The following is a 12882-nucleotide window of genomic DNA, read 5'->3' as shown; positions in this document are numbered from 1 at the left end:
TTTAAAAAAAGGGAAATAAATGTTTATTCAGGGGTAGCAACCAGATAGATTACCGTAAGATTTCCGGTATTAAGAAACATATTTTCAATTCGGGAAATAGTGCAATTAGAGGCGCATTCCACATAAATAAACTTAAGATTTTTAAAAGACGTAAGGTTAGAAATGTCAATGGGAGCAGAGATTTCACCGGCATCATTAAGTTTAAAGGCAAGCAATTCTACTGTATTAAATAAAATATTTTGTGTCGTTAATAAATCTACCGAATTTGCATAAACTTCAGCCTTAACAGGATTTTCTTTATCAAAGGTCTTTATCTTTTGATCTTCAATATATAAAGTTGGTTGTAGGTTGTAAAAAAGCTTACGAAATTCTTCAGTCTTTGCAGCACTTAAACTTTCACTTGTACTATAATCAGCACTAAATAGATGTTCTAAATTTAATAACTCGGAATTTTGTGAGAATAAACTTATCGGGCTAAAGAGAAAAAGGAATGCCGTTATTAAAGAAGTAGTTTTCCAAATCATAGTATACATTTTTGAATTATATATTCAGTTTAGTTCGGGATAGCGCATAGACGACAACCCCAACAAAAATTGGTTAATTTTAAATTCGTTTGTTTTTCTTAGAGGAATAGTAGGGTTACCATCATCTAATTGTTCAATTCTATGGAACAACATGATCAATACCCGGAAGAATCTGTGGGGGGAATCTAGGTCAAATCGATTTGGGGAACCAATTTGGATTGTATCAATCACGATGTAAAGATTATACGAATCCGCAGTAAAAAAAAGAAAAGACTAAGGTTTTAGATGAGATGTACGTTTTTTGGCATGAAATGCACAAATATTTAATTTTCTATAGGGGAATTCCCCTATTTTTTTGGCTAAAAACCTGTTCCACAGTCATGAAGTTCACTATTTCAATGGGGGATTTCTAGTATTTTAGACCACATTTTTACTGCCTAGAAGGATTTCTCTTAAATGGTTTCCAACCCAAAAAAGCACAATTTCTGAAGGTCATTTTTTATGTACCCCGATCTCTTTATTTTGTTGCTATTAGCTGATATTTATCATAAAAGTTTTGAGATTGGATTTTCTTTCTTACTTGCAAAACTTGTAAATTGCACCAAAGTGTATCGATATGAGCAAAAATCTTGCTAATTACAGGCGTGTATATTCAAAAGGAAAACTTCTGGAAACTGAAATTCCGTCAAATCCCATGGAACTTTTTAAGGATTGGTTTGAAGAAGTAGAAGAAGGTAGAGATCCAATGGAGGTAAATGCCATGACTATATCTACCATAGGAAAAGATGGATATCCAAAGAACAGGGTGGTTCTTCTTAAAGAATTTACTACTGAAGGTTTTATATTCTATACTAATTATGCTTCCGATAAGGGACAGGCCCTTTCTCACAACCCTCATATCTGTATTTCTTTCTTCTGGCCACAAATGGAGCGACAGGTGATAATAAAAGGGAAAGCTGAAAAATATTCAGAAGAAAAAGCCATAGAATATTTCAATTCCCGTCCTCGTGGAAGCCAATTAGGAGCCTGGGCTTCAAATCAAAGCAGTGAAATAAAATCCAGGGAAGTACTTGAAAATCGGCTAAAGGAACTGGAAGAAGAATATGAGGGAAAGGAGGTTCCTAAACCCGATTCCTGGGGAGGATATCTTGTAAGACCAATAGACTTTGAATTTTGGCAGGGTAGGCCCAACAGGCTGCACGACCGTATTTATTTTGAAGTAAAGGATAACCACTGGAAATTTAAAAGACTGGCGCCATGAAAAGATTGATCCTGGTAAGACACGGGAAGTCCTCCTGGAAATATAATGTGGCAGATGATAAGCGGCCATTAAAGAAAAGAGGGTTTAAGGATGGGGAGCTTATTTCTAAAGCCTTCCGGAAATTCTATAGTAAACCTGTTACAATATGGACCAGTCCTGCTGTAAGAGCCCTGGAAACGGCAAAGATCTTTAAAGAAGAATTGGAAGTAGGGGATAGGGATTTTATCATAAAACCTAACCTTTATACTTTTAATAAGAAAGATCTCCTGGCACAAATAAATACTTGTGATCCTGCTGTGGAAAAACTTATTGTCTTTGGACATAATCCCGCTATGACCGGCCTGGTGAATGAACTGGGAAATAAATCATTTGATAATATTCCCACGACGGGACTTACGGTCATAGATTTTGAAACAAATTCCTGGAAAGACCTTCAAAATGGGGAAACTATTCTTAATTTGTTTCCCAAAAATCTGCGATAAATTACATGGGTAACCACCAATACATCAACCGGGAATTAAGCTGGCTACAATTCAATGCACGAGTTCTACAGGAAGCTGAAGATGAGACAGTTCCCCTAATAGAACGTCTTAGGTTTCTTGGGATATTTTCTAATAACCTCGATGAATTTTTCAAGGTTAGGTATGCAACGATAAAGCGCATTGACCTTGCAGGAAAGACAGCTAAAAGCATTTTAGGAGGTATAAAAGCCGGAAAATTGCTGGAGGAAATTACACAAATCGTGATAGACCAACAATCTGAAAGCCTCGAGGTACTGGATAAGATCCAGAAACAACTGGAGGATCACGATATTTATATCATCAATGAGAAGCAGGTATCCTCATCACAGGAAGCTTTTATAAAGAATTATTTTTTATCTAAAGTAAGCCCTGCACTGGTAACAATTATCCTGAATGACCTGGTGGAGGCCCCAAGTTTAAAAGATAGTGCTGCCTACCTGGCAGTAAAAATGGTGATGAAGGAAGAGGTCCCGCAACACGGGATCTCCAGGTTGCTCAAGAGAGATGCACGGGACAAAAAATATGTTCTTATAGAAATACCCAGAAGTATTGATAGGTTCGTGGTCCTGCCTGAAGAGGATGGCAAGCAATATATTATCCTGCTGGATGACCTTATACGTTTTAACCTGAAGACTATTTTCAACATTTTTGAATATGAGAGCGTAAGTGCTCATATGATCAAAATTACCAGGGATGCAGAGCTGGATATTGACAGTGACCTCAGTAAAAGTTTCATTGAAAAAATATCTGCCAGTGTACAGGATAGAATAAAAGGGGACCCGGTACGGTTTGTTTATGATATGAACATAGATGAGGATACCCTGAGTTTTCTAATGGGAAAAATGGGTATTGACTCAACCGATAGCATTATTCCCGGGGGGCGATATCATAACCGCCGCGATTATATGAATTTTCCCAGCCTGGGAAATGAGGAATTACTGTATAAAGCTATAGAACCTTTACCAATACCGGGACTTATTTTACAGGGTAGCCTTTTGGGAATGATTGGTAAAAAAGATTATTTGCTTTACGCACCTTACCAGGCTTTTCAATATGTCGTAAAATTTCTTAGGGAAGCAGCCCTTGATCCAAAGGTAAGATCAATAAAGATCACCATTTACAGGCTTGCAAAAATCTCCCACATAGCCAGCTCCCTAATAAATGCGGTTAAAAACGGAAAGAAGGTTACCGTTCAAATCGAGCTGCGGGCAAGATTTGATGAAGTTGCCAACATTCGTTATGCAGAGCAAATGCAGCAGGAAGGGGTAAATCTTATTTTTGGAGTAACAGGTCTTAAGGTTCATTGTAAAACCTGTGTGATCGAAAGGGAAGAAAAAGGAAAATTGCGTAAGTACGGTTTCCTTAGTACAGGGAACTTCAATGAATCGACCTCCCGTATATATACAGATTATACGCTCTTCACAGGGAACCAGGAAATTCTAAAGGAGATAAATAAAGTATTTGATTTCTTTGAGATCAATTATAAGGTTAGTAGATATAAACACCTGTTGGTATCACCACATTATACAAGAACTGCGCTCCTTAAGCTTATTGGTACAGAAATTGAAAATGCACAGCGGGGAAGACCTGCAGGTATAAGACTTAAGCTAAACAGTTTAAGTGATTTTACATTGATAGACAAGCTATATGAGGCTAGTAATGCCGGAGTGAAAATAAGGCTTATCGTAAGGGGGATATGTTCATTAATACCGGGAATCCCTGGATTAAGTGAGAATATTGAAGCAATAAGTATTGTGGATAAATTCCTTGAACATCCCAGGGTGTATATATTCGAAAATGAAGGAGATCCTAAAATTTATATTTCTTCTGCCGATTGGATGACGCGTAATATGGATTACAGGGTAGAGGTATCCTGTCCTATTTATGATGAGGATATCAAACAGGAGATCCTGGAAACCTTTGAGATAAGCTGGAGTGATAATGTTAAGGCCAGGGTACATTCCAGGGACCAGGACAATGCATACCGCAGAAATGACAATCTGCCGGTGCGGTCGCAGTTTGCGCTCTATGATTATTATAAACAAAAACTTGAAAATTTTAACGGGTGATTGAACAAAGAAAATTAGCAGCCATAGATATAGGTTCCAATGCTGTGAGGTTATTGATAATGACCGTTACAGAGCAGGAAGGAAAAGAGCCGCTTTTCAAAAAAACTTCCCTGGTAAGGGTGCCAATAAGACTGGGAGCAGATGTTTTTATCTCCAAAGTTATTTCAGAAGAAAATACCACCCGAATGGTGGATACTATGCAGGCATTCAAATTATTGATGAAATCTCATAAAATTGAGGCATATCAGGCTTGTGCCACATCTGCCATGCGCGAAGCAAATAATGGGCAGGAAATAGCAAATCTTATTGAAAAGGAGACCGGAGTAACAATACAAATCATCGATGGTAACCATGAGGCCGCAATTATTGCAGCAACAGATCTTCACGCCCTTATCCAGCAGGATAAGACCTATTTGTATGTTGATGTGGGGGAGGTAGTACAGAGTTTACACTATATAGCAGTGGGGAAACCATAGCCTCGAGATCATTTAAACTTGGAACAGTGCGCTTGCTTAAGAATAATGTGGATGATGACCTTTGGGAAGAGGTGGAGTCATGGATCAAGAAGGTAACTGCAAACTATTCCAAGATAGATCTTATAGGATCTGGGGGGGGAATATAAATAACATATTTAAAAGCAGCGGAAAATCTGTAGGTAAACCTTTAAGCTATCTTTATTTAAGTTCTTACTACCAGCTTCTTAATTCATTTACCTATGAGGAAAGGATCACCGAGCTTAATTTAAATGCAGACAGGGCAGACGTTATTATACCTGCTACAAAAATTTACCTTTCTGCCATGAAGTGGACCCGGGCTAGGAGGATCTATGTGCCCAAGATTGGTCTTGCAGATGGGATTATTAAATCCCTATATCAGGAAAGAAGTGCGGTGAACAATTAACCGTGAATGCTTTCTTTTTTACCAAGGTCTTTCATCACTTCGGCTTCAAAGTCAAGAAGTTCCTGCCATTTCTTATTTACTATTTCCCTTTCCCCATATTGCCTCGCAAAATTAAGGAAGAGGGTGTAGTGATTGGCCTCACTAATCATGAGTTGGCGGTAAAAATCCCGTAATTCTTTATCTTCCAGTTGCTCAGAGAGAAGTCGAAACCTTTCGCAACTTCTCGCCTCTATAAGTGCGGCTATAAGAAGCCTGTGTATTAATTGGGTGAGCCGGCTGCCTCCTTTAGGCAAGAATTCCCGTAGCTGCAGTACATATTCATCCTTTCGATCCCATCCCAGTTTAATCCCCCTTGCCAGGATACGGTCGTGAACCATTTTAAAATGGCCCATTTCTTCCCTTACAAGAGCTGTCATAGCAGTTACAAGTTCACTGTATTCAGGATAAGTTACTATAAGGGATACCGCTGTTGAAGCCGCCTTTTGCTCACACCAGGCGTGGTCAATAAGAATTTCCTCTATGTTCTTTTCTGCTATTCTGGCCCATCGCGGGTCTGTGGGTAATTTTAAACCTAACATAATTAAAGATCAAGATCAAAGGTTGTACGCAATTTCTCTATTAAAGGATTTTTTTCCTTTAGCTTATTATATTTCTCAATATTGGTGAAGGCATATTGCTTGGCCTTGGTTTCGTTTACCTGTATATCCAGGGTAATAAACGTATTTTGAAGTTTCTTTTTAAGATAGCCCATAAGGGGGTTCATTCCCCGTTCGAGATCCTTCCTCATAGTATCTGCAGGAAGTTCAATGGTAATTGCTGTCCCTTCCAGCTTGGGCATATCTGTTTCCATGATGGAAGCCAGAATCTTTTCTCCTTTATTTTTCAACCTGTGAATATAATCATCCCAGGCAGCGTGAAGCTGGGTTTCATTGAATTTTTCATTCTTCTCCTCAACCGTCTTTTCGGTATGGCCCTGTTGCTTCGCGAGCAATTCCTTCTTTTTTCGGATACTCGCCAGGGAAAGTCCGCTTACCTTTTCTTTGGAGGTTATGGTCGCTGCCGGTGCAGGGGAGGGTGCTGGATTTTCAGCAGGAGCTTCAACAGGAGCTTCTTCAATGCGACAGGTAGATTTTTCAGGATCTGGCAAGCCTTCAACAGGGGAACTTTTATCTTCCTGTCTTTCAGTTTTAAATTCTGTGTCCGGGACCTGAACTTCCGGTTTGGGAGCAGAATTACCCTGCCCGTATTCGTTATCCCTTACAACTACTTTTTCTTCAGAAGAAAGTTTTAAAGAAGCGGCAGGAGGGAAGTTCTTATAATTTTGAGCAGGAATTATAAACTGCTCAGGCTTTTTTTTTTCTCCATCAAAGGTGATAGAGGCGAGTTGCATTAGGCATAATTCTACCAACAGCCTCTGGTTACGGCTGCTTTTATATTTAAGGTCGCATTCATTTGCGAGTTCAATTCCTTGCATTAAGAATGCTTCGCTGGTCTTTTGCGCCTGTTCGTAATAACTGGTCTTGGTATTTTCTCCTACTTCCAGCAGGCTTATAGTCTTTGGATTTCTGCACACCAAAAGGTCCCTGAAGTGGGAAGCCAGTCCTGCGATAAAATGGTGGCCGTCAAATCCCCTGGCAAGAATTTCGTTGTATTCTACCAGCAGCTGCGGGATATTATTTTCCAGGATTAGGTTGGTTACATTCAGGTAGGTTTCATAATCCAGAACATTCAGGTTTTCAGTAACTGCCTGCCTGGTAAGGTTTGCACCGCTAAAACTTACCACCCTGTCGTAAATAGAAAGGGCATCCCTCATAGCGCCGTCTGCCTTTTGGGCAATGATATGAAGGGCATCCTCCTCTGCTTCAACACCTTCCTGCTCTGCGATATATGCCAGGTAATTGCGGGCATCTGTCACCGTGATCCTTTTAAAGTCAAAGATCTGGCAGCGGGAAAGTATGGTAGGGATTATCTTATGTTTTTCTGTGGTTGCAAGAATGAATATCGCATGCTTTGGTGGCTCCTCCAGGGTTTTAAGGAAAGCATTAAAAGCAGAGGCAGAGAGCATATGGACCTCATCAATGATATACACCTTATACTTTCCTACCTGTGGTGGTATTCTCACCTGGTCAATAAGATTTCTTATATCATCAACAGAGTTATTGGAGGCAGCATCGAGTTCAAAGATATTAAAGGCAAAATCCTCATCTGGCTGTTGTGTGCCGTCGTGATTGATCATTTTTGCCAGGATACGGGCACAGGTTGTTTTTCCTACCCCTCTTGGCCCCGTAAACAAAAGGGCCTGCGCAAGATGATCGTGGTTAATAGCATTTAAAAGTGTGTTGGTAATTGCCTGCTGGCCCACCACGTCTTTAAAGGTTTGGGGGCGGTACTTTCGTGCCGATACAACAAAATGCTCCATTTATAATTTTTGAGTAACAAATATAGAAATACCATTTTTAAGAAGTAAATGTATTATCCGGTTTTTCTTCTGGTTGACCGAATTTTCTTCTGGTAAATTTGTCAGGAATTTTTCCTTTCTTAGTCTAAGCTACAGTATATTTGCGCCGAAGCAGGCCGCCTTATCGCTACCCCGAATTAAAGCGGGATAGAGGAAAGTCTGGACACCATAGGGCAGCATAGTGGGTAACGCCCACCGGTCGTGAGGCCAGGACTAGTGCAACAGAAAGGATGTACAGGTAATGCTGTAGTGAAATCATGTAAACTCTATGCGGTGCAATGCCATGTATACCGGCATTTAAGGGTAGCCCGCCCGTTGCTGGAGGGTAGGCAGCTAAAGGTCTTTGGTAACAAATGATCTGAGATAAATGATAAGGTATTTTTGAAGCAATTCAAAAATAACAGAATCCGGATTACAGGCCTGCTTTTTTATTATTTATAACTTCATCTTTCCAGTCGAGCGCTTCTTCCAGTTCGAGAAAGATACCATAGGGAACTTTTGAAAAATTTTGTTCAAACCCTGCCATCATAAGGGAAGAGGTTTTGCTGCTTACAATCGCTATTCCTGCAAGATTCTCAACAAGATCAAGATTTAGATAGATCGTGGGATCTACATTATAATTGGTAACCCGCTCTGAGATGTAGACAAAATCGCGGCCTTCAAAGAAATTCGAACAGACTTCCACAAGATCCCTTACCTGTTTCTTACTAAAGACTACTCCCTCACGTACACGTGAAATTACATAATCATCGTAAAATTCAAGAATGGTATATTCCAGTTCTATTTTACGTTTTACGTCCTCCATTAACCTAAGGTAAAGAAAAAAAACTAAAAACCGAGTTTCCGTATTTTCTTCCTTCTCTAAAATTAGGCAGTTCAGCCAGTTTCGTGTGTTTTGAATGTTCAACAACAAGAATACCGCCTTCAGTTAAAATATCCTTTTCAAAGACCAGATCAACAATCTTTTTAAACTGCAGGTCCTCAAAATTATATGGCGGGTCTGCAAAAACGATATCACTTTTTATGAAAGCTCTTTCCAAATACTTAAAGACGTCGCTTTTTATAGGGGTAATATCGGCCTCCAACTCTGCAGCAGTTTTTTTGATAAATTTAATGCACTCAAAATTTTCATCTACAGCGGTTATGGGACCAGCCCCTCTGGAGGCAAATTCATAGGAAATATTTCCTGAGCCCGCGAAAAGGTCCAGTACTTTTAACTGGTTAAAATGATATTGATTGTTAAGGATATTGAAAAGAGCTTCCTTAGCCATATCTGTTGTAGGGCGTACAGGTAGTTTTTTGGGTGCTGTGATCTTTTTTCCTCTGTATAGGCCTGAAATTATTCTCATTCTAATGACTTTAGTTGTAAAAATGCTTCCCGCACCAAAAGAGGATTATTGAATTTTTCATTTTGACCGGAAAAAGGTACCTCCAGAAAATGCAGGTATTTTACATAAGTATATAAGATCTTGTAATTTGGAGAATCTTCTGTAATATTTCCCAAAAGATAAAGGTCCAGGGATTCCGGCTCCAGTTTTAATTGTTCCAGGGTAAAAAGAAGATAGTAAATGAAATCCTCTTTTGTATCATACGTAAAGGTATTACAAAAAAGGAGGTCATTACCTTTAACGATGACAAGATCATAATAGCCCTTAAAGCTGTTTAAAATGGCTTTTGTTGACTTGTTTTCCCCTATTTTGAATGCTTCCTCCACCAGCACAGAGCTGCTATGCCTAAATTCGAACTCCCCGTATTTCTCAAAAAAGAAATTATTGATATTCGTATATGGTATATAAACATTCACCAGTTCCCTGTCTTCCAGGTGATCGTGTGCAACCACATCTGTCTTAAGGATCTTGGTGCTGAATTTTAGATATGTGGAAGCTTCATCTTCCACAAAGAACTCTTTGGGAACAAAAGTGTACAGGTCATGAGAAAAAAGCAAATTAACATCCCTTACAGGAAAATTAAGCTGCTCCACAGTGTTGTATAACTTCTCAATATGCTGCAGGATCTTAACAGGATTATATTCCTTATTAAAGTCTTCATTATAGTACCACGTGATCTCCCCGGTTGTTGAATCACGGGTACAAAAAGAAAGTCCATTCAGGCGCACCTGAATGGACATCTTTAAATTACTGTTATTTTCTTTACTGCTCTCTTCCTTTTCCATAAGAATCTGGCCAGTTTGCAGCGGTAGTTACATCTTCCATGGAACCAACACTAATATAAGGACCGTTCACCTGGTCTACAGAAACGACCTGTCTTTCCTGCAGCACAAGATCCCTATCCTGGTCGTGAAGAACAACAGCCTTATCAACTTTTACTTCAAAAACAGGAAGCCTGTTCTCTCTTTTTACTACAGTACCGGCATCCATTTCGAATTCTGCATCAATTCCATCTACAGGGACCTTGCTCATATTCTTATAACGTCCATCCTTGAAAAGAGAATCCTTTACAGATGCATACCCCAAAGTATCAATAAGCACAATGTCTTTATATTGATCTACATTATAAGTTCTTCTATATTCCTCATCGAGTACAGTAGTGTCCCTTCTTTGTGTAAGAACGAATTCTGCGGTATCAATAAAGCGAACCAGGCCATCAAAATCCTTGGCAAATCTCCCTGTAACTTCCTGATGAGCTATTTGGGCAGCACGAATATCCTGAAGACGTTCAATTACCTTAGCGTATCTTTTTTCTTTAACCTTATTAAACTGGATTGGTTCATAAACAGCGTTAAAAACCAGGTAACCCAGGAAAATAATCACAATCCAGAGCAGTAATTGAATGATAAGTTTCATGCTTTTTTAATTTATGTAAATATTAAGAGTTCATCGCAAATCTACAATTTTTTTTTATTCGTAAAAGTTTCTGCCCTAAAAATCCATTGCTATCTTTGATAATTCGAAGAAATTGTATGGAAACTATAACTGCTGAAAAGTTTTATAAGCTATTATTAAATGAATTAGGTTTTTCAGCAAAAATAAAACAGGACATAGCTTTACAGCAACTTGCCTCATTTGCAGTTAATCCAAAACCAGATTCCCTTTTCCTTCTCAAAGGCTTTGCCGGTACAGGAAAGACCACTATAATAAGCGCCCTGGTTAAGAATCTTTGGAAGATAAGGAGAAGCGGTATCCTGCTGGCCCCCACAGGAAGGGCTGCTAAGGTGATCTCCCTCTACTCCGGGCAGGAAGCACAAACAATTCATAAAAAAATATATTTCCCAAAAAAGACTGGGGGTGCAGGAGTGCAGTTTGTGCTGCAACCAAACAAACATAAGAATGCTATTTTTATAGTGGATGAGGCATCGATGATCCCCGATGAGGATCCAGATACAAAACTCTTTCAAAGCAGCGGATTGTTGCCAGATCTTATTGATTACGTAAACTCCGGCCAGAACTGCTCTCTTATATTAATTGGTGATACAGCCCAGTTACCCCCGGTGAAGCTTGATATGAGCCCGGCGCTAGAGGAGAGGAAACTAAGGAATCATTATGATAAGGAGGTAGTGCATATAGAACTGGACGAGGTAGTAAGACAAAGTGAAGAAAGTGATATTCTTTTGAACGCTACGAGAATAAGAGAGGCCCTGGCAATGGAATTCTATGAAAGCTTCAGGTTCCAAATTACGCCGCGGGCAGATGTCGTAAGGCTATTGGACGGGCAGGAAATACTGGATGCCATACAGGATTCCTATGATCATCTTGGACACGAAGATACCTCTATAATCGTACGTTCAAATAAGAGGGCCAATCAATATAACCAGCAAATAAGATCAAGGATCCTGTTCCAGGAGGAAGAGATCTCTGCCGGGGATTATTTGATGGTGGTGAAGAATAATTATTTTTGGATAAAACCTACTTCTGAAGCGGGTTTTATTGCCAATGGGGATATTATAAAAGTACTGGAGATCTTTGCAATTAGAGAACTCTACGGCTTTAGATTTGCTGAAATAAAGGTGCAAATGGTGGATTATCCAAAAATGAAGCCCTTCGAGACCGTTGTAATACTTGACACTCTGGAAAGCAATTCCCCTTCTCTTACCTATGATGAATCGAATAGACTTTACCAGGAGGTGATGAAAGATTATGAAGATGAAACTTCTAAATACAGGAAATTTTTAAAGGTCAAGGGGAATAAATTTTTTAATGCCCTTCAAATCAAATTCTCATATGCTATGACCTGTCATAAATCTCAGGGTGGACAGTGGCATACTATTTTTATAGAGCAACCCTATTTACCTAACGGAATAGACAAAGACTATCTGCGATGGTTGTATACAGCCGTCACCAGGGCACAGGAAAAACTTTACCTTATAGGTTTTAAAGATGACTTTTTTGCCGATGATTAGAAGAGGGTTGCAAAATTTAACAATCATACCAAAGACACAATATGAAGATACCTAAAGAAAAGATCATAGCAATGATCCCTGCCAGATATGAAGCCTCACGTTTCCCTGGTAAACTTATGCAGGACCTCAATGGTAAAACGGTTATAAGAAGAACCTATGAGGCTGCCTTAAATACCGGGTTGTTCGGAGAGGTGTATGTGGTTACAGATAGTGATATAATCGTTGAAGAGATCATTAAGTTTGGAGGAAAAGCTATAAAGAGTAAACTGGTTCACGAAACAGGAAGTGACAGGATAGCGGAAGCCGTACAGGACCTGGATGTGGAGATCGTGCTTAATGTACAGGGGGATGAACCATTGATAGATCACAGGAGCCTGGAGAAACTCCTGCAGGTTTTCGACAATGATCCTGAAGGAAAGATAGACCTGGCATCTTTGAAGACGGCAATGAGCGACAGTGAAGAGATCACCAATCCCAATAACGTGAAAGTGATCACAAATAAGGATGATCTTGCTCTATACTTTTCAAGATTTCCGCTACCATATCCAAGGGATAACCAAAGTGGCGTTACCTATTTCAAACATATAGGAGTCTATGCCTTCCGGAAACAGGCTTTATTGGATTTTTCCAAGCTTTCTATGCTGCCTCTTGAGGCTACAGAAAAGATTGAATGCATACGTTATCTTGAATATGGAAAAACCATAAAAATGGTAGAAACAGATTTTAAAGGCATAGGGATTGACACCCCGGAGGATCTTGAAAAGGCCAAAAAACTAATAAAAAAGTAGAGCC

General features: G+C 39.4%; 11 protein-coding genes, 1 other RNA gene and 1 pseudogene. 7 read left to right on the top strand and 6 right to left on the bottom strand.

Annotation, left to right across the window (positions count from 1 at the left end; all coding sequences use genetic code 11):
- Positions 1 to 23: 23 nt before the first annotated feature.
- Entirely contained in the window at positions 24 to 524 is a 501-nt protein-coding gene (locus FHG64_RS02090; protein ID WP_139064856.1) for a hypothetical protein, read from the bottom strand.
- A 616-nt stretch (positions 525 to 1140) separates the two neighbouring features.
- On the opposite strand from FHG64_RS02090, the gene pdxH reads away from it, so the two are divergent.
- From pdxH to FHG64_RS02070, 4 genes and pseudogenes are all read left to right on the top strand, one after another.
- Entirely contained in the window at positions 1141 to 1785 is a 645-nt protein-coding gene (gene pdxH / locus FHG64_RS02085) for a pyridoxamine 5'-phosphate oxidase (RefSeq protein WP_139064855.1), read from the top strand.
- Positions 1782 to 2267, top strand: a complete 486-nt coding sequence (locus FHG64_RS02080) for a SixA phosphatase family protein (protein ID WP_139064854.1) — start codon at positions 1782 to 1784, stop codon at positions 2265 to 2267. Before pdxH ends, FHG64_RS02080 begins: the two co-directional genes overlap by 4 nt.
- A gap of 5 nt (positions 2268 to 2272) precedes the next feature.
- A complete protein-coding gene (ppk1, locus tag FHG64_RS02075) occupies positions 2273 to 4375 on the top strand; it encodes a polyphosphate kinase 1 (protein ID WP_139064853.1) in 2103 nt (700 codons plus the stop codon).
- Positions 4372 to 5275, top strand: a pseudogene (locus FHG64_RS02070) (Ppx/GppA phosphatase family protein). Before ppk1 ends, FHG64_RS02070 begins: the two are co-directional and overlap by 4 nt.
- Here FHG64_RS02070 and miaE read toward each other — a convergent pair.
- The gene (gene miaE / locus FHG64_RS02065; RefSeq protein ID WP_139064852.1) at positions 5272 to 5853 is read right to left on the bottom strand and encodes a tRNA-(ms[2]io[6]A)-hydroxylase; all 582 of its coding nucleotides are present in this window, start codon (positions 5851 to 5853) and stop codon (positions 5272 to 5274) included. The pseudogene FHG64_RS02070 and the gene miaE sit on opposite strands and share 4 nt — an antisense overlap.
- Positions 5854 to 5855: 2 nt before the next feature.
- Entirely contained in the window at positions 5856 to 7694 is a 1839-nt protein-coding gene (locus FHG64_RS02060; RefSeq protein WP_139064851.1) for a DNA polymerase III subunit gamma/tau, read from the bottom strand.
- Between the two features lie 147 nt (positions 7695 to 7841).
- On the opposite strand from FHG64_RS02060, the gene rnpB reads away from it, so the two are divergent.
- An RNA gene (gene rnpB, locus FHG64_RS02055) (RNase P RNA component class A) lies at positions 7842 to 8164 on the top strand.
- Positions 8165 to 8542: 378 nt separating this feature from the next.
- On the opposite strand, the gene rsmD is transcribed toward rnpB, so the two are convergent.
- The 3 genes from rsmD to FHG64_RS02035 are packed head-to-tail and all read right to left on the bottom strand — an operon-like array spanning position 8543 to position 10537.
- Positions 8543 to 9082, bottom strand: a complete 540-nt coding sequence (gene rsmD, locus FHG64_RS02045; protein ID WP_139064850.1) for a 16S rRNA (guanine(966)-N(2))-methyltransferase RsmD — start codon at positions 9080 to 9082, stop codon at positions 8543 to 8545.
- On the bottom strand, positions 9079 to 9906 hold the full coding sequence (locus FHG64_RS02040; RefSeq protein WP_139064849.1) for a DUF3822 family protein: 828 nt from the start codon (positions 9904 to 9906) through the stop codon (positions 9079 to 9081). The genes rsmD and FHG64_RS02040 overlap by 4 nt, the downstream gene beginning before the upstream one ends.
- Positions 9884 to 10537 carry a hypothetical protein gene (locus FHG64_RS02035; RefSeq protein WP_139064848.1) on the bottom strand — a complete coding sequence of 218 codons (654 nt, stop codon included), beginning with the start codon at positions 10535 to 10537 and terminating at the stop codon, positions 9884 to 9886. The genes FHG64_RS02040 and FHG64_RS02035 overlap by 23 nt, the downstream gene beginning before the upstream one ends.
- A gap of 116 nt (positions 10538 to 10653) precedes the next feature.
- On the opposite strand from FHG64_RS02035, the gene FHG64_RS02030 reads away from it, so the two are divergent.
- Together FHG64_RS02030 and kdsB are read left to right on the top strand one after the other, a co-directional pair.
- Positions 10654 to 12090, top strand: coding sequence for an ATP-dependent DNA helicase (locus FHG64_RS02030; protein ID WP_174760397.1), 1437 nt, complete (start codon positions 10654 to 10656; stop codon positions 12088 to 12090).
- Positions 12091 to 12131: 41 nt separating this feature from the next.
- A complete protein-coding gene (gene kdsB, locus FHG64_RS02025) occupies positions 12132 to 12878 on the top strand; it encodes a 3-deoxy-manno-octulosonate cytidylyltransferase (RefSeq protein ID WP_139064847.1) in 747 nt (248 codons plus the stop codon).
- Positions 12879 to 12882: the final 4 nt, after the last annotated feature.

Origin of the sequence: Antarcticibacterium flavum (assembly GCF_006159205.1) — a bacterium.
In the GTDB taxonomy this organism is placed as follows: domain Bacteria; phylum Bacteroidota; class Bacteroidia; order Flavobacteriales; family Flavobacteriaceae; genus Gillisia; species Gillisia flava.
Note: the sequence above shows the minus strand (reverse complement) of the source record. Positions and strands in the feature narration are given on the sequence as shown.

Bases quoted from the DNA above. Each gene is read 5' to 3' on its own strand.
- miaE (WP_139064852.1), bottom strand. From the start codon at position 5,853: ATGTTAGGTTTAAAATTACCCACAGACCCGCGATGGGCCAGAATAGCA.
- pdxH (WP_139064855.1), top strand. From the start codon at position 1,141: ATGAGCAAAAATCTTGCTAATTACAGGCGTGTATATTCAAAAGGAAAA.
- FHG64_RS02080 (WP_139064854.1), top strand. From the start codon at position 1,782: ATGAAAAGATTGATCCTGGTAAGACACGGGAAGTCCTCCTGGAAATAT.
- ppk1 (WP_139064853.1), top strand. From the start codon at position 2,273: ATGGGTAACCACCAATACATCAACCGGGAATTAAGCTGGCTACAATTC.
- rsmD (WP_139064850.1), bottom strand. From the start codon at position 9,082: ATGAGAATAATTTCAGGCCTATACAGAGGAAAAAAGATCACAGCACCC.
- FHG64_RS02090 (WP_139064856.1), bottom strand. From the start codon at position 524: ATGATTTGGAAAACTACTTCTTTAATAACGGCATTCCTTTTTCTCTTT.
- FHG64_RS02040 (WP_139064849.1), bottom strand. From the start codon at position 9,906: ATGGAAAAGGAAGAGAGCAGTAAAGAAAATAACAGTAATTTAAAGATG.
- kdsB (WP_139064847.1), top strand. From the start codon at position 12,132: ATGAAGATACCTAAAGAAAAGATCATAGCAATGATCCCTGCCAGATAT.
- FHG64_RS02030 (WP_174760397.1), top strand. From the start codon at position 10,654: ATGGAAACTATAACTGCTGAAAAGTTTTATAAGCTATTATTAAATGAA.
- FHG64_RS02035 (WP_139064848.1), bottom strand. From the start codon at position 10,537: ATGAAACTTATCATTCAATTACTGCTCTGGATTGTGATTATTTTCCTG.
- FHG64_RS02060 (WP_139064851.1), bottom strand. From the start codon at position 7,694: ATGGAGCATTTTGTTGTATCGGCACGAAAGTACCGCCCCCAAACCTTT.